Annotated in this window: 17 protein-coding genes; 8 read left to right on the top strand and 9 right to left on the bottom strand. The window is 53.9% G+C overall.

Going from position 1 to position 16436, the window contains the following annotated elements; genetic code table 11:
- The first annotated feature begins 64 nt into the window (after positions 1-64).
- Entirely contained in the window at positions 65-1435 is a 1371-nt protein-coding gene (locus tag LX66_RS03780; protein ID WP_211365983.1) for an aldehyde dehydrogenase, read from the top strand.
- Between the two features lie 68 nt (positions 1436-1503).
- On the opposite strand, the gene LX66_RS03775 is transcribed toward LX66_RS03780, so the two are convergent.
- Positions 1504-2511, bottom strand: a complete 1008-nt coding sequence (locus LX66_RS03775) for a PDZ domain-containing protein (protein ID WP_145710553.1) — start codon at positions 2509-2511, stop codon at positions 1504-1506.
- Between the two features lie 77 nt (positions 2512-2588).
- Complete coding sequence (gene alaS, locus LX66_RS03770) at positions 2589-5213, bottom strand: alanine--tRNA ligase (protein WP_145710552.1); 2625 nt, start codon at positions 5211-5213, stop codon at positions 2589-2591.
- 344 nt (positions 5214-5557) lie between these two features.
- Here alaS and LX66_RS03765 point away from each other — a divergent pair, with 344 nt between their 5' ends.
- The 3 genes from LX66_RS03765 to LX66_RS03755 all read left to right on the top strand — a co-directional run bounded on the left by LX66_RS03765 (position 5558) and on the right by LX66_RS03755 (position 7671).
- Complete coding sequence (locus tag LX66_RS03765) at positions 5558-6529, top strand: M23 family metallopeptidase (RefSeq protein WP_145710551.1); 972 nt, start codon at positions 5558-5560, stop codon at positions 6527-6529.
- An 84-nt stretch (positions 6530-6613) separates the two neighbouring features.
- The gene (locus tag LX66_RS28440) at positions 6614-7150 is read left to right on the top strand and encodes a MerR family transcriptional regulator (protein WP_244620279.1); all 537 of its coding nucleotides are present in this window, start codon (positions 6614-6616) and stop codon (positions 7148-7150) included.
- A gap of 11 nt (positions 7151-7161) precedes the next feature.
- A complete protein-coding gene (locus tag LX66_RS03755) occupies positions 7162-7671 on the top strand; it encodes a thioredoxin family protein (protein ID WP_145710550.1) in 510 nt (169 codons plus the stop codon).
- Positions 7672-7716: 45 nt separating this feature from the next.
- On the opposite strand, the gene LX66_RS03750 is transcribed toward LX66_RS03755, so the two are convergent.
- Together LX66_RS03750 and LX66_RS03745 are read right to left on the bottom strand one after the other, a co-directional pair.
- Positions 7717-8796 (bottom strand): mechanosensitive ion channel family protein, encoded by a 1080-nt coding sequence (locus LX66_RS03750; RefSeq protein WP_145710549.1) that lies wholly within the window; start codon positions 8794-8796, stop codon positions 7717-7719.
- 50 nt (positions 8797-8846) lie between these two features.
- A complete protein-coding gene (locus LX66_RS03745; RefSeq protein WP_145710548.1) occupies positions 8847-9998 on the bottom strand; it encodes an amidohydrolase family protein in 1152 nt (383 codons plus the stop codon).
- 71 nt (positions 9999-10069) lie between these two features.
- On the opposite strand from LX66_RS03745, the gene prfA reads away from it, so the two are divergent.
- The 3 genes from prfA to LX66_RS03730 all read left to right on the top strand — a co-directional run bounded on the left by prfA (position 10070) and on the right by LX66_RS03730 (position 12693).
- The gene (gene prfA / locus LX66_RS03740) at positions 10070-11134 is read left to right on the top strand and encodes a peptide chain release factor 1 (protein WP_145710547.1); all 1065 of its coding nucleotides are present in this window, start codon (positions 10070-10072) and stop codon (positions 11132-11134) included.
- Between the two features lie 101 nt (positions 11135-11235).
- The gene (locus LX66_RS03735) at positions 11236-11826 is read left to right on the top strand and encodes a hypothetical protein (protein WP_145710546.1); all 591 of its coding nucleotides are present in this window, start codon (positions 11236-11238) and stop codon (positions 11824-11826) included.
- Between the two features lie 183 nt (positions 11827-12009).
- Positions 12010-12693, top strand: coding sequence for an OmpA family protein (locus tag LX66_RS03730; RefSeq protein WP_145710545.1), 684 nt, complete (start codon positions 12010-12012; stop codon positions 12691-12693).
- A 66-nt stretch (positions 12694-12759) separates the two neighbouring features.
- Here the strand turns inward: LX66_RS03730 and LX66_RS03725 are convergent, their stop codons facing one another.
- From LX66_RS03725 to LX66_RS03705, 5 genes are read right to left on the bottom strand one after another with little or no spacing between them, the layout of a single operon-like run.
- On the bottom strand, positions 12760-13158 hold the full coding sequence (locus tag LX66_RS03725) for a VanZ family protein (protein ID WP_145710544.1): 399 nt from the start codon (positions 13156-13158) through the stop codon (positions 12760-12762).
- Positions 13159-13164: 6 nt separating this feature from the next.
- Positions 13165-13542 (bottom strand): glycine cleavage system protein GcvH, encoded by a 378-nt coding sequence (gene gcvH / locus LX66_RS03720; protein ID WP_145710543.1) that lies wholly within the window; start codon positions 13540-13542, stop codon positions 13165-13167.
- Positions 13543-13598: 56 nt separating this feature from the next.
- Positions 13599-14258: a peptidylprolyl isomerase gene (locus LX66_RS03715; RefSeq protein ID WP_145710542.1), complete on the bottom strand. Its 660-nt coding sequence runs from the start codon at positions 14256-14258 to the stop codon at positions 13599-13601.
- 20 nt (positions 14259-14278) lie between these two features.
- Positions 14279-14812, bottom strand: a complete 534-nt coding sequence (locus LX66_RS03710; protein ID WP_145710541.1) for a GNAT family N-acetyltransferase — start codon at positions 14810-14812, stop codon at positions 14279-14281.
- Between the two features lie 3 nt (positions 14813-14815).
- On the bottom strand, positions 14816-15157 hold the full coding sequence (locus LX66_RS03705; RefSeq protein WP_145710540.1) for a hypothetical protein: 342 nt from the start codon (positions 15155-15157) through the stop codon (positions 14816-14818).
- A gap of 275 nt (positions 15158-15432) precedes the next feature.
- Between LX66_RS03705 and LX66_RS03700 the strand changes: the two genes are divergently transcribed.
- On the top strand, positions 15433-16434 hold the full coding sequence (locus LX66_RS03700; RefSeq protein WP_145710539.1) for an AAA family ATPase: 1002 nt from the start codon (positions 15433-15435) through the stop codon (positions 16432-16434).
- Positions 16435-16436: the final 2 nt, after the last annotated feature.

Here is a 16436-nt window from a genome sequence, read left to right as displayed (position 1 = left end):
ACATCATCCGCCCATCATTTTTTATCATTAAATTAGCATATCTGCCCATTTAGCACATCTGCCCATGAATATAGCTGAACTATACAGCGCCCAGCAGGCCTTCTTCGACTCCGGCGCCACTTTGCCATACGCCTTCCGGAAAACCCAGTTGAAGCGGTTGAAGCAGGGCATTAAAAAGTATGAGCCTGCCATACTGGACGCCCTCTATGCGGATATGCGCAAGCATCCGGTAGAAGCTTATGGCAGCGAAGTAGGCTTTGTGTACGTGGAAATAGACCATGTGCTTTCACGCCTGCGCCAGTGGATGCGGCCGCAGGAGGTGAGCAGCCCCCTGGAGCATTACCCCAGCCACAGTAAAATATTACGCTCCCCGCTGGGGCTTACCCTGATCATTGCGCCCTGGAATTATCCTTTCCAGCTCCTGGCAGGCCCCCTGGTAGGCGCCATCGCCGGGGGCAACTGCGCCCTGCTGAAACCTTCCGAGCTGGCGCCCCATACCGCTGCGGTGATGGAGCAACTGGTAAAGGACACTTTTGATCCGGCTTATGTGGCCCTGCTGCAGGGGGAAGGCAGCGAAGTGATACCGGCCGCCATGGCGCACCGTTTTGACCATGTGTTCTTTACCGGCAGTATCCCCGTGGGCAAAAAGATCATGGAGATGGCCGTGCCGCACCTGACGCCCGTAACGCTGGAGCTGGGCGGCAAATCGCCCTGCGTGGTGGATGATAAGGTGAACATTAAGGTGGCTGCCAGGCGCATTGTGTGGGGCAAGTTCTGGAATGCCGGCCAAACCTGTGTAGCGCCGGACTACGTGCTGGTGCACAGCCGGGTAAAGGCGGCCCTGATCGCGGCCATGGAAGAGGCCATCGTACAGTTTTACGGCACCAGCCCGGCAGACAGCCCGGACTATGCCCGTATCATCAATACCAGGCGCTTTGATGTTTTGCAGGATTTCCTGCAGCAAGGCCGCATCATACACGGCGGCCAGCATGATAAAGGCACCCTGTATATGGCGCCTACCCTGCTGGAAGAAGTGGAATGGGAATCCCCGCTGATGCAGGAGGAGATATTCGGCCCCATACTGCCCATCATCCCCTTCGATGGGCTGCCCCAGGCCATACAAATGATCCGGCGGCACCCCTATCCATTATCGCTGTATGTATTTACGAAGCGGGCAGCTACCCGTAAGCTACTGGAAGAGCAGGTACGTTTTGGGGGCGGTTGTATCAACAATACGCTGGTGCACCTGACCAATCCCGAGCTGCCTTTTGGCGGGGTGGGGTACAGTGGCATGGGCCGGTACCACGGGCGGTTCAGCTTTGAAACCTTTACGCATGCCAAAGGCATGATGCGCACCGCTACCTGGCTGGACGTCCCCATGAAATATGCGCCCTTTAAGAACAAGCTGAAGTTCGTAAAGCTCCTTATAAAGTAAAAGTCCCGTTTTGCCGGGAGGCAAACGGGACTTTTACACACTTAAACCAAATCAAATCGATGTGCTGACTACAGGTCCGCCTTATTCAGCTTCCTGGGTACATCAATCGTAATTTGCTGTACCTTGTTATTACGTTTAACCTTAGCCGTTATTGTCTCTTTGTCCTGGTGATCGCGGTAGGCGTTCACCACATCTTTGGCGGACCGTACTTCCGTACCGGCCATTTCGGTGATGATGTCATCTTCCCTGAAGCCGGCTTTAGCCGCTGCGGAGCCTTCGGTAATCTCCAGCACCCTGGCGCCCTCGCGGTTCTCGGTGTCCTGTACGGACAGCCCCAGCCTGGCTTCCTTGCTGTCATCGCCAAACCAGTTGAAGCGGTCGCCAAAGCCCTGGCCGCCACGTGGTCCGTGGAAGCGGAAGAGCTGATCGCTGTTGCCCGGCCCCGGCGGGGTAAAGTTGAACACGCGGGTATCTTTACGCTCGCCCAGGGTAACGGTGGCTTTATTTTCCTTGCCGTTGCGCAGGTAGGTAACGGTTACTTTATCGCCCGGGTCGTATTCGCTGATCTTCTCGAACAGGTCCTGCGGCTCTGCGATCTTGTCTGCATCCACGCCCGTGATCACGTCGCCTGTTTTAATACCGGCCTTTTCCGCGGCGCTGCCTTCAGATACTTCTCTTACGGTAACACCGGCGGCTTCCTTTTTCTCCGTGATCACGCCCAGCAGGGCCCGGCCGCCACGGATCATATTGTCCTCGTTGTTGAAGAACTGCAGGCTTCGGCGGGGATTGCTGAAGGAGAAGGCGTTCCCATCCCGGGGAGTGATCCTGCGGCGGTACACGGAGAGGTCGCCGTCCTTATAGTGTTCCAGCTTTTTGCCGTCTACCCATACCTCCCCATCTTTGATCTCGATGGTTACTTTACCGTCCTGGTTGTTTTTTTGTTTAATGATGATCTCGTCGTATTCACCCAGTTTGTCACTTTTAGTAGTGCTGTCCTGCGCCTGTGCAGGAGGAGCCATGATAAAAGCGCAGCAGGTAACACCTGCCAGGGTCAGCGTTTGGAGTAACTTTCCCATAACAAACCTTATTTTTTTAATGAACTTAATAAGGCAAAATTACAGGGTAGGCGTACAAAGGAAAAGTTAAAAAGTATTTATCCCTCTACCAGCTTCCGCACCTGCTCCACTACCTCCTGCAGCTTGTCAGTGTCCTGGCCGCCTGCGGTGGCGAAGGATTTTTGTCCGCCGCCGCCGCCTTTTATCAGCGGGGCGATCCTTTCTTTAATGATCTTCGGTGCTTCCCAGCCTTTGGCGTTTACCAGCGCCTCCGCTACCAGCAGGGCTACGCTGGCCTTGCCATTTACCGCCGCTGCCAGCACTACCACGTGGTTGTCAATGGCTTTCAGCGCAGTGCCCAGTTGTTTCAGCGAATCCGGGTGGTTTACCTTTACCACCTGGCCTATAAAGTTCACGCCGTTGATGGCGCTTACCTGCTGTTTCAGGCTGGCCGCCAGCTCATTCACTTTTTCCAGCTCCAGTTGCGCCAGTTGTTTTTCCAGGCCGGTTTTTTCCTGCAGCAGGCTTTCAAAGGCTTTTACCGGCTCTTTGGGATTTTTCAGCACGGCCTTGATGTCTTTGAGCTGCAGCAACTGTTCATTTACAAAAGCAAGGGCCCGGGCGCCGGTCACGGCTTCCAGGCGGCGCACGCCGGCGGCTACTGCGCTTTCACTGATGAATTTGAACAGGCCCAGCTCGCCGGTGGCGCCTACATGCGTACCGCCGCACAGCTCTATGGAATAGTCCGGGTCCATCATCACTACCCTTACCACGTCTCCGTATTTTTCGCCAAACAGGGCCATGGCGCCCAGTTGCAGGGCTTCCTCCCTGGGCATTTCCTGTATCACTACGGGTATGTTCTGCCGGATCTTTTCATTCACCAGTGCTTCAATGGCAGCCAGCTCCTCGTCGCTCACCTTGGCAAAATGGGAGCAATCAAAACGCAGGTATTCCGCGTTCACCAGCGACCCTTTCTGCGCCACATGGCTGCCCAGCACCTCCCGCAGGGCGGCGTGCAGCAGGTGGGTGGCGGAGTGGTGCCGGGCGGTGTCCTGCCGCTTGTCCCGGTCCACTTCGGCCCGTACCGGCGCGGCTACATTGGCCGGCAGGCGGTCAGTGAAGTGAACGATCAGGTCGTTCTCCTTTTTGGTATCAGTAACGGCAATGGTATCCCCTTCAAACTGCAGGATACCGGTATCGCCTACCTGGCCGCCGCTTTCCGCGTAAAAAGGCGTTTGCTCCAGCACCAACTGGTACTGCTCTTTGCCTTTGGCCTTGATTTTACGGTACTTGGTAACCTGGGTGGTATTTTCCAGCAGCTCGTAGCCGATGAATATATTGGCCGGGGTGTCGTGCAGCACGGTCCAGTCGCCGGTATCCAGTTCGGTAGCGGCGCGGGAGCGGTTCTTTTGCTGCTGCATTTCCGCGTCAAAACCCTTTTCATCCACCGTAAAGCCTTTTTCATGGGCTATCAGGTAGGTGAGGTCCAGCGGAAAGCCGTAGGTATCATATAGCTCAAAGGCGGTTTTGCCGTCTATTGTTCTGGTTTGCGGGCCGGCGGCTGCCATTACGTCCTCTATCCGGCGGATGCCGCTTTCCAGCGTGCGTAAAAAGTTGTGCTCCTCTTCGAATACCACCTTCTTCACAAAATCCGCCTGCTGCTGCAGCTCGGGGAATACATGGGCAAACTGCTGCGCCAGTACCGGCACCAGCTCATGCAGCAGCGGTTTTTTGGCGTCCAGGAAGGTATAATAATAGCGCACGGCCCTGCGCAGGATACGGCGTATCACATAACCTGCGCCGGTGTTGGAAGGCAATTGCCCGTCGGCAATGGTAAAGGAGATGGCCCGCAGGTGGTCTGCAATCACGCGGAAGGCCACATCCGGCTTGCTGTCCGTGCCGCCGTAGGTAAAGCCGGTCAGCTTTTCAGTGGCATGGATGGTGCCCATGAAAAGGTCCGTATCGTAATTGGAGGTTTTGCCCTGCAGCACCCTTACCAGGCGCTCCAGGCCCATACCGGTGTCCACGTGTCTGGCCGGCAGCGGCGCCAGGGAGCCATCCTTCAGGCGGTTGAACTGCATGAACACGTTGTTCCAGATCTCGATCACCTGCGGATGGTCTGCATTTACCAGGCTGCGCCCGTCCTGCTGCTGCCGCTCTGCATCCGGCCGGCAGTCCACATGTATCTCGGAGCAGGGGCCGCAGGGGCCGGTGTCGCCCATTTCCCAGAAATTGTCCTTTTTATTGCCGGGCAGTATGCGGTCTTCCGCAATATGCTGTTTCCAGCAGGTATAGGCTTCCTCGTCCCGCGGTAGGTTTTCTTTGGGATCGCCTTCAAAGAAGGTGACATACAACCGGTCTGCCGGTATCTTATAGACTTTTGTCAGCAGCTCCCAGCTCCAGGCAATGGCTTCCTGCTTGAAATAATCCCCGAAGCTCCAGTTGCCCAGCATCTCGAACATGGTGTGGTGGTAGGTATCAATGCCCACCTCCTCCAGGTCGTTGTGCTTGCCGCTTACCCGCAGGCATTTCTGGGTATCCGCCACGCGGCTGTGCGCAGGGGCCTTGTTGCCCAGGAAGTAGTCCTTGAACTGGTTCATGCCCGCGTTGGTGAATAACAGCGTAGGGTCATTCTTTACCACGATAGGGGCGGAAGGCACGATCTGGTGGCCTTTGGAGGCAAAAAAATCCAGGAATTGCTGTCGGATCTCGGATGCAGTCATAAAATATTATAGCCGGTTAATATGTATTTTAAAGATTATAAATTGCGTCTGTTCTAAATTTGGCTTTAATTTGTAGCCCAAATGGGGATACTTAGAAAATTGACACTCAAAAGATTGCCATTTTAGTCTAATTCCATTAGGTTTGCACGCCCCGTATATCCTGCAAACCTGTTGGATTTGCGGGAAAGGAGTGCAAAAATATTGAAACCTGTAAGATTATTCAAATAAGCTGCGCAGCTCCTGCGTTTAGCTGTTGGCTCCCGGCAGGAGCGGCAGCCTGGCGCTATGTTAGGGGCAACGCAGTTAAAAGCCACAGCTAATAGCTAAAACAGTCAAACTGTTCAATGAAGAAGGTCAAATATTTTTATAACACCCAAACCCTTAAATATGAAAAGCTGGTTGTATCGGTTCGGGTCAAAATATTGCGGATACTGGGATTCCTGTCGGCAGCCATTGTTACCGGCATTATTTTCCTCTCGGTAGCCTACCGTTTCCTGGATTCACCCAAAGAGAAGTCCCTGCGCCGCGAGATAGACAACATGAAGGAGCAGTACGACGCCCTGCAGCAGCGGATGAACGACGCCAAAAGCCAGCTAACAGAACTGCAGCGCCGTGATAACCAGATATACCGCGTAATATTTGAAGCCTCTCCCATACCGGACAGCACCCGCGCCGGCAAAATGGAAAAGGATGAAGAGCTGGCCCAGCTCCAGTCATTTGCCAGCAGTGATATTATCGCCAGCACCGCCGCCCTGCTCAAGGAGCTGATGAACCGTATTAGCGCGCAGGAAAAGTCCTATAAGGAAATAGACGACCTGGTGAAGAACAAGCAGAAAATGCTGGCTTCCATCCCCGCCATACAACCTGTGGCCAACAAGGACCTGAAACGCATCGCTTCCGGCTTCGGCTACCGCATTGACCCTATTTATAAAACCGTGAAGTTCCACGCCGGCCTGGATTTTACAGCGCCCAGCGGTACCCCCATCTATGCCACCGGCGACGGGGTGGTGGAAGATGCCAGCCTCAGTGACGTAGGGTATGGCAACCACGTGGTGATACGCCATGGCTATGGCTATAAAACCCTGTATGGCCATATGATACGCGTGAAGGTAAAGCGCGGGCAGGCCGTAAAGCGCGGCGATGTGCTGGGCTGGGTGGGCAGCACCGGCAAGTCTACCGGGCCGCACTGCCACTACGAGGTGATCAAGAACGGGGAAAAGGTGGACCCTGTATATTTCTTCTTTAATGATCTTACCCCCGAAGAATTTGACCGTATGTTGAAAATAGCCCGGTCCGGGAATCAGTCTTTTGACTAATTTTAAAGGTATTACTACGGATTGCAGATTTATAGCATGGAAATTGCAAGGCTTAACGGATATTTGTCATATTGATTTTCTGCCATGATGCACCAATTGGACCTTTTTGGCGCCCTGCAACCACCGTCACCACCGGTGGAGAAGGCAGTGGTAACGCCTGCTGAAAACGGGGGTGCCCCTGCAGCAGTAACGGCATCTGCGCCCGCAACGGCGGTAGCCGGGCCGCCCAAGAAAAAGCGGGGCCGTAAATCATTGAAAGAAGTAAGCGAAGATTCGGATGTGATGAAAGAGCTGGACAAAATAACACTGGACAAGCAGTACTACTCCATCAGCGAAGTAGCGGGCATGTTTCGTGTAAACACCTCCCTCATCCGCTACTGGGAAAATGAATTCGACATACTGCAGCCTAAAAAGAACCGCAAAGGCGACCGCCTTTTCCGGCAGGAAGACATTCACCACCTTAAACTCATCTACCACCTGCTGCGGGAAAGGAAATACACCATCGAAGGCGCTAAGCAAAAACTCAGGGAAGATAAAAAGTTAGCCGCCCGGAATTTTGAAATGGTACAGGCTTTGCTAAAAGTAAAAGGGTTCCTGACAGAGCTCAAAGATCAATTATAAACAAAAAGGATATGCAATTAAAAACATTATTACTGGGGGCTGCCCTGATGTTTGGCTGCACTACATGGGCCCTGGCGCAGAACGGCAGCAGCGCCAAAGTGCTGAAAGGTAAGCTGGATCTGAAAACGCTGACCAGCGATCCGGGCTTCTCCTGGTTCTACACCGGTGTAAACAAATACCAGCCGAACGACAATATGCTGAACTACATCAAGACCAATCGTGATAAATTCAACGTGGTAGCGCTGGTAGGTACCTGGGATGAACAAAGCCGCCTGCTGTTCCCGCAGTTATATAAAGTAATGGTGCTGGCCGGCAGCCCGGAAACACAGATGCTTATTTTCGGCGCGGATGAAAAGCTGGATACCGGCTCCCCCCTGGAGTACAAGCTGAAGAAAGTACCTACCTTCATCGTATTGAAAGAAGGCAAGGAAATAGGCCGCATCACCGGTAATGTAGACGAGTCCGTAGAAGCGGATATTGCCAAAATACTGCTGAAGAGCAATAAAAAAGGCGATAATTAATGCCTAATGAGCTGATATGCTGATGTGCTGCAGCACGTCGGCATATCAGCCCACCGTCACTTTCGCCAGCTTTACCCCTTCCGCTTCCAGCAAGCGTATGATCCCCAGGTTGATCGTTTCCCTTAAGGCCGCATACTGGTTCCCCTCAATGATATAGGTATTGTAAATGATCTGCACCAGGTAAGTGTCTTTGTGAAAATCGTGCAGGTTTACCGTGAAACCGGGCAGCACGTTGGAATTGTTGCCCAGCAACTGCTGTATGCCTTGCAGCACTTTCAGCAGGCTGCCGGCCGGCGTTTCAGTGGACAGCTCCAGGTGCATGGCTACCCGTTGCTGGGTACGCAGGCTCAGGTTGTCCAGTATGCTGTCTACCATTTTTTTATTCGGCACCGTTACGAAGGTTTTTTCCAGGGTGCGGATGCGGGTGCTGCGCAGGCCTATTTTTTCCACGGTGCCCTGGTAAGCGTCAACTTTTACAAAATCCCCTACGCGGAAAGGTTTGTCAAAAAAGATGATGAAAGAGCCGATCAGGTTCTCTATGCTTTCCTTGGCGGCCAGGGCCAGGGCGGCCGCACCAATGCCCAGTCCTGTAACCAGTTTGTTCACCAGGTCGGGTCCGAAGAGCACCCGTATCAGCACTACCGCACCCATGATAAAAATAATGGCCTTGAAGAAGTCCCGGAAAAAAACAACGAACTGGTTATCCGTCATGTCGGGCGTAAGGTGGGCCTGCTTTTCCAGGATAAGGGCAATGAAATCGATGAACCGCAGCAGGATCCAGATCACGCAGATACAAAAGGCGATCTCCAGCAGGATACCGGTCAGCCTTTTCAGGGTGAGCTGGTTATAGATGGTCACATCCAGCTCCGGCGGAAAACGGAAATGATCAATGGTGAGCATAAAGGCCAGCAGCAGCAGGAAATATTCCAGGGGCCGTATTAATAACTGCGCCAGCTCTTTTCTTTCTATCTGTGGCGACCAGCGCTTCAGCAGCCGGAAACCAATGGCGGCGATACCCCTGGAGAGGTAGCGTTTAACGGAGAATACCAGCAGCAGTACCATTACCAGTATCAGGTAGTTACGAACAGGATTGCCCAGCAGGGGCTGGTCCAGGAATGAAGGCATGTAGGATAATTTCACCTGCAAATATATTCATACGGATCATTTCATGTGCGCTACAGCAGTCTTTTGCAGGCGGCGTCTCCTGCCAGTACCACGCCGGGGCGTGCGCCGGGTGTAAAGCTGCCATAGCGCCCGGCAATGCCCAGCGCACGGGCGCCATTGAGGGTGGCCCATTGCAGGATCTCCTGCAGCGGGATATCCGGGAAATGTTGCCGGATCACCTGTATCTCCGCCCAGATGGAGAGTTGGTGGTTGGAGGCCAGGCTGTCCGTGCCCAGTGTGAGGGTGCAGCCCAGGCGTCGCAGCAGGGAAATGTCCGGCAGCCGGCCTTCTATGTACAGGTTGGCCAGGGGGCAAAGGCACCAGTATACGGGCAGGCGGCGTTGCAGGGCCGCCTGTATGTCCGCCTCCTGCGTAAAGGTATTATGCACCAGCAGCAGCGGGCTGCCAGCCAGGTAGGGCAGGCAGGCCTGCAGGCTGCTGGGATGTCCGGCCCGGAAGCCGCTGATGTCGATGCCGAAGCGCTGGTAAAAGTCCAGGAAAAGGCCGGTTTTAAGCCGGTATAGTTCGTCTTCTGCCGCACACTCCTGGTTGTGGATGGTAAGGGGCGTGTTGTCCGGCAGCCCCGCCAGCAGGGCAAACAGGGTGGCGCTGACAGAATAGGGGGCATGGGGCGCCAGGGAGCAGTTGTGCAGCGGGCCGTTAATGTCCCGGAACTGCCGGTACACGGCCATGCTTTGCTCCAGCCGCTGCGCGGCGGCAGCGTCAACAAACCCCATGCATTCTACAAAGGAATGATAGTACAGCCGTCCTGCCTGTTTTCGCGCCAGCGTGGCGGTATTATTACAGATATCTCCCACGGCGGCAATGCCCTGCGCCCACATTTCCTCCTCGGCAGCGGCCATCACAGCCTCCGGGTCCGGCGCGGCCTGCCCTCTTTGCGTCATTACCGCCGCCAGGAATGCGGGTAAGCCGGTTTTTTCCGGCACCACGCCTTTCATGTGCGATAGCTCCAGGTGGCAGTGGGCGTTTACAAAGCCGGGGCACAGCAGGCCGTCCAGCTCCTGCACATCGCCGCCCGCCGCGCTTTTGTCCGTAATGGCCAGCACGGTGCCGTCTGCGTCCAGCACCAGCACCTTGCCGGCGCCCAGCAGCCGTTCTCCGTCAAACAGGTCCGTGCCGCTCAGTTTAATCGGTTGAGACATACCTGTATCTTGGTATTTTAAATTAATTTTGCATCCCCGCCTGCCGGCGGGCACGATTTTCAAAGATAGTTATGATAGACAAACTAGAAGCGATAAAAGGCCGGTTTGAGCAGGTAGCCCTGGCGCTGACCAACCCGGAAGTAGTCAGTGACAACAAGCAGTTCGGTAAGCTGAGCAAGGAATACCGGCAACTGGAAAAGATCGTAAAAGCCTACGACGAGTACCGCAAGCTGCTGGATGCCATTGCGTTCAATAAGGAAGCCCTGGACAGCGGCGACGAGGAAATGCGCGAGCTGGCCAAGGAGGAAACGGAAGGGCTATACGAACAGAAGGAAGCGCAGGAAGCCACTATCCGCAACCTGCTGATCCCCAAGGACCCGCAGGATGAGAAAAACGCCATCCTGGAGATCAGGGGCGGCACCGGCGGCGACGAGGCCAGCCTGTTTGCCGGCGACCTGCTGCGCATGTACCTCCGCTACTGCGAAGGCAAGGGCTGGAGCACCAATATTCTCAATGAAACCCCCGGCGCTGTGGGCGGCTACAAGGAAGTAGCCGTGGAAGTAAGCGGCGACGATGTATACGGCATCCTCAAGTTCGAGTCCGGTGTGCACCGCGTACAGCGCGTACCCGCTACGGAGGCTTCCGGCCGGGTGCACACCTCTGCCGCTACGGTAGCCGTGCTGCCGGAAGCCGATGAAGTGGACGTGGAGATCCGTGAGGCGGACATCAAGATGGATACCTTCCGCTCTTCCGGTGCGGGCGGCCAGCACGTGAACAAAACGGAATCCGCCGTGCGCCTGACCCACATTCCTACAGGCACGGTAGTAGAGTGCCAGGAAGGCCGCAGCCAGCACTCCAACCGTGATATCGCCATGAAGATGTTACGCACCCGTATATACGAAGCGGCGGTGCGCAAGCATGAAGAAGCGATTGCCTCCCAGCGTAAAAGCCTGGTATCCACGGGCGACCGGTCGGCCAAGATACGCACCTATAATTTTCCCCAGGGCCGCGTAACAGACCACCGCATCGGGATGACCGTGTACAACCTGGATGCCTTCATGAATGGCGATATACAGGAAATGATCGACGCGCTGCAGTTTGCCGAAAATGCCGAGAAGCTCAAGCAGGGCGCGTAATGCATCCTGCCGTTACGGGAATGTGTATAAATACCTGGCCGCTGCCGAAAACAATTTTACGCCCCGGAATGTTTAATTATTGGCTCACAAACCATATTATCATGCTTGATCAATTACTCAATCTCGTAAAAGAGAATGCCCAGGGCGCGGTAGTGAACAATCCCGCTGTACCCAATGAACAAAATGAAGCCGTGATGCAGGCCGCTACGGCCTCCATCGCTTCCGGCCTGCAGGAAGAAATGGCCAGCGGCCATGCCGCCCAGGTGGTAAGCCTGCTGGGAGGCACCAGTACTGCTACGGACCCGCAAAACCCGGTAGTAAGCAGGATATCCGGCAATTTTATGGATACCCTTTTGAAAAAATTCAACCTGGATGCCGGCAGCGCCGGACAGATAGCCGGCAGCCTCATTCCCACCGTGCTAGGCTCCCTGGTAAAGAAAACCAATGATCCCAACGATGGCAGCTTCAACCTGCAGGGCATCCTGAATTCACTGACAGGAGGCAAGGCGCAGGGCATGGACCTTTCCGGCATCCTGGGACGCCTCACCAGCGGCGGCCTGGACCGCGACGGCGATGGTGATGTGGACCTGCAGGACATTATGGGCGCGCTTTCCAGCGGCGCCAGGCAGCAGCAACAGGAACAACCGGCCGGCGGCGGACTGGGCGGCATGCTCAAGAACCTGTTGGGATAAATGCGCAGTTACATAGATTTATTTATATACATATGTGATATGTTAATAAATTAAATCGTTTATATTTTATTAATGTCCAGTAATTTATAGCAGTTGCAGGATTTTGGCAAAGTATTTGCCTAACCCTTTCAAGGCAGTTTACGCCTGAAAAAATACAGAACCTTTATGTTTAAAACTATTAAGATGACTAAAAATTTGAATGCAATAGTAGCCGTAACGCTATCCGCTACCCTACTGTTTGGCTGTAGCACCTGGCAAAGCATGGACAATACCAAGAAAGGCGCTGTAATAGGCGTTGGCGGTGGCGCCGCTACCGGCGCCGCAATCGGTAAAGCTGCCGGTAATACAGCCCTGGGAGCTATTATCGGCGCAGCAGTAGGTGGTACAGCCGGCGTGCTCATTGGTAAGAAAATGGACAAGCAGGCCCAGGAGATCAAGAATGAAGTGCCCAATGCCCAGGTGGAACGTGTAGGCGAAGGTATCAACGTAACCTTCGATTCTGGCGTACTCTTCGGGTTCGATAAATCCGACCTGACCGGCACCGCGCAGAGCAATATCCGCGAGCTGGCCCAGATCCTGAACAAATACCCGGACACTTATGTGCGCGTAGAAGGCCACACGGACGATAAAGGTACTGATGCGTATAACATGGGCCTGTCTGAAAGGCGCGCCAATTCCGTAGCCGCTTACCTGCGCGCACAAGGCATTGCAGCTAACCGTATACAGGCTTACTGGTATGGTGAAAGCCAGCCTAAATTCCCGAATGATTCTGATGAGAACAGGGCGAAGAACCGCCGCGTGGAGTTCTCCATCTTCGCGAATGAAAAGATGAAGGCGGAAGCGAAAAATGAAGCCTCCAAACAATAGTAGTCAAATCACTTATTTCTCATAAGCAGTATGTATAATTCCCTCCGGTTTCCCGGAGGGAATTTTTTATGCGGTGGTATCGCCGGGCTTCAGGAACCAGCGGCGGATCAGCTTAAATACCCAGATGCCTGCAATAGCGCCCAGGGTATCGGCCGCTACATCATTCATATCAAAGCTGCGGTCTATCGCGAAATATTTCTGTATGAACTCAATGGCCAGGCCGTATACGGCCGCGCCCAGTACAAACAGCAGCAGCGTGAGCGGGGATATGTGCTTCTTTTGCAGGTAGTATCCCAGGCTCAGGAACAGCACAATGCCCCCGAACAATCCAAAATGCACCACCTTATCCATATGGATCCGGTCAAACCAGGAAGTGTGTGGTATATCCTTTCCCGGCAATGTACAGACCACCAGGATCAGGATGATCCATAAAACAGCGGGTATGTAATAGCGAAGTATCTTCATAATAAATTATCCCACCAGCGCCTGGTATGCTTCCGCATCCAGCAGTGCATCTACATCGGCAGGATTGCTAACGGTCATTTTTATCATCCAGCCGGCTCCGTAAGGGTCCTGGTTTACCAGCTCGGGGCTGGCATCCAGCTCGGGATTTACTTCATTAATCGTGCCGGCAACGGGCAGGAACAGGTCGGAAACAGTTTTTACGGCTTCTACCGTGCCGAACACTTCTTCCGCATCGAGGGCCTTACCCACGGTGTTGATGTCTACAAAAACAATATCCCCCAGTTCGCCTTGCGCAAATTCGGTGATGCCAATGGTGGCAACATTTCCCTCTAACAAGATCCATTCATGGTCTTTTGTGTACCGCAGGTTTGACGGAAAATTCATAGCTAGTTTGATTTTGGCGGTAAAAGTAAGGAAATTAAGATTTCCTGCCTCTCAAATCAGAAGAATAACCATTTCTTTACCAGCCGTATCTTCATCGGCACATCTGTAACAGGACGGTCGTTGCCGTCGGTCTTCACCGCAGCAATGCGGTCTATTACTTCCAGTCCTTTTATTACCTGCCCGAATACGGTATAGCCCTGGTCCAGTTGCGGGGTGCCGCCGGTGGTTTTGTAGATCTCCCGCTGATCTACCGGTATTTTACGGCCGCCCAGGCGTGTTTGCTCCAACTGGTCCAGTTCTGCGTCCGTCCATGTTTTGCCCTGCACAATATAGAACTGGCAACCGGAAGAAGCTTTGGCGGGATTGTTATCGCGCGCAGCCGCCAGTGCGCCTTTTTTATGGAACAGGTCCAGCCGGAACTCAGCCGGCACGGTATACCCGTTTTCCCCGTTGCCCAGCATAGCGCCGGGTTGGGCGTGCTTTGACTGCGGGTCGCCGCCCTGGATCATGAACGTGTTGATCACCCGGTGAAACAGCACGCTGTCATAAAAATGGGCCCTGGCCAGTTTAATGAAATTGTCGCGGTGCAGGGGCGTCTCATCGTACAGCAAGATCACCATCGTGCCATAAGGCGTGATCACCTTTACTTTCCGGTGTTTGCTCATAGCGCCCATAGCAGTGCCCAGCAGTAAGAGCAATAGTAATAGTTTCTTCATATAATAGTAATGGTTAGCCCTTAGTATAGCTGTTTCTTCATCAGCCAGTCGGTATCCTTTTGTGTGCCTACCCGGAAGGAATGTTCGCTGAAATGTTCAAAGCCTTCCCGCCGGTAAAAGTTAAAAGCCCGCGTATTATGCTCCCACACGCCCAGCCACAGCGTTTTGATGCCATGCTCCTGCGCCACCGCATAGGCCTGCTGCATCAGCGCCTTGCCGAGTTTGTGCCCCTGCAGGCTTTGCAGCACATAGATCTTTTCCAGCTCCATAACAGGGGTGGGCAGGAGGGTGCGTGCTGCATCGTCCGGCTGCTTGCCGAGGTTCAGTTTCAGGAAGCCGGCCGGCGTATTCCCATAGTAAAGTATATAATACAGGGCGCCCGGCTGCGCCAGTTCCTGCTGCAGGGTGGCCAGGCTTTTCTTTTCCTGCAGGAAAGCGTTCAGGTCTGCCGCCTGGTACACCGGCCCGAAGGTTTCCGTGTAGGTTTGCTGCTCCAGTTGTACCAGCGTGTCCAGCATGCCGGGTTGCACCGGGCGAATAACGATGTCTGTCATGATTTAGACCTCCTCATCCGGTTCCTCAAAATACGCAATGATATGTTCCTTCAGAAATCTTTCCTGCTCGGCCAGTCCCATATCAGGTACGGGTTGCACCATTTTGAAATGGGGCCATCCGTCCTTGTCGTATCCTTCCAGTTCGTAGTACCCGCTCTGGCTCAGCAGGGTGCAGGTAGCAATATGCATCAGGTCCTGTTTCTGTTCCTTGGTGAATTTCTTTTTCAGGCGGCCCAGCTCCTGGATGCCTATCAGGAAGAGAATGGCCTCCATGTTGGGCGTTTTACCGAAGCGTTCTGTGAGCCTGGTTTCTACCTGTTTCCATCGCTGCTCAAGATCATCCATAGTATATATTTGATTGTTAGGTGTTTATTAATAAATGCAAATGTACGTTATAAAAAAAGATGATATAAATGTGCCGGGGCTTTATTAACTTGGGGGCCCGACGCTGACCGCTGAAAGCAGGACGCCAAACGCTTGACGCATAATTTCCTCAGCGTTAAGCTTTCAGCGTTTGGCCCTGCATAATTAACAGCATTTTAACGGCCGCAGGTGGCTGTGGATCAGTGTTTTGGGGTGAGAATGTTTATTTTGCAAACCTGAAAAAATTAAAATATAGCATGGAGAATACATCGCAAGACATCCGTCAATTGAATGAAAAGATCCATCAGGCCAGCGCATTTGTAGATCTGTTGAACCTGGAGCTAAGCAAGGTGATCGTAGGCCAGCGCTACATGGTAGAGCGCCTGCTGATAGGTTTGCTGGCGCAGGGCCACGTGCTGCTGGAAGGGGTGCCCGGCCTGGCTAAAACCCTGTCCATCAAGTCCCTGTCTTCCGCCATCAACGCCAAATTCAGCCGTATACAGTTTACACCGGACCTGCTGCCGGCCGACGTAGTAGGCACCATGATATACAACCAGCCGCGTAACGAATTCATGGTACGCAAGGGGCCTATCTTCGCCAATTTTATCCTGGCGGACGAGATCAACCGCGCCCCCGCCAAAGTACAGAGCGCCCTGCTGGAAGCCATGCAGGAAAAGCAGATCACCATTGGCGACACCACTTTCAAGCTGGAGGAGCCTTTCCTGGTGCTGGCCACCCAGAACCCGATAGAGCAGGAAGGCACCTACACGCTGCCCGAAGCGCAGGTGGACCGCTTCATGCTCAAGGTAGTGATCGGCTATCCTACCAAGGAAGAAGAAAGGCACATCATCCGGCAGAACCTGAATCCCGGCGGCATGGCCGCCATCAACCCGGTGATACAGCCCGCCGATATCGTGGAGGCCCGCAAGCTGGTACGGGAAGTATATATGGATGAAAAGATAGAGCGTTACATACTCGATATCGTTTTTGCCACCCGTCACCCGGAAGAGTACAAGCTGCAGAAGCTGAAACCGCTGATCTCCTACGGCGGATCGCCCAGGGCGAGCATCAGCCTGGCCTGGGCCGCCAAATCCTATGCGTTTATGAAGCGCCGCGGCTACGTGATACCCGAAGACGTGCGCAGCATCTGCTTTGACGTGATGCGCCACCGCGTGGGCCTTACTTATGAGGCGGAGGCAGAGAACGTGACTACCGAGAACATACTGAGCGAAATACTGAATGCGGTGGAAGTGCCATAAAT

The sequence above is a fragment of the Chitinophaga japonensis genome (assembly GCF_007830125.1).
Classification (GTDB): Bacteria; Bacteroidota; Bacteroidia; order Chitinophagales; family Chitinophagaceae; genus Chitinophaga; species Chitinophaga japonensis.
The sequence above is the reverse complement of the archived record's forward strand: the minus strand, read 5'-3'. Positions and strand labels throughout refer to the sequence as shown.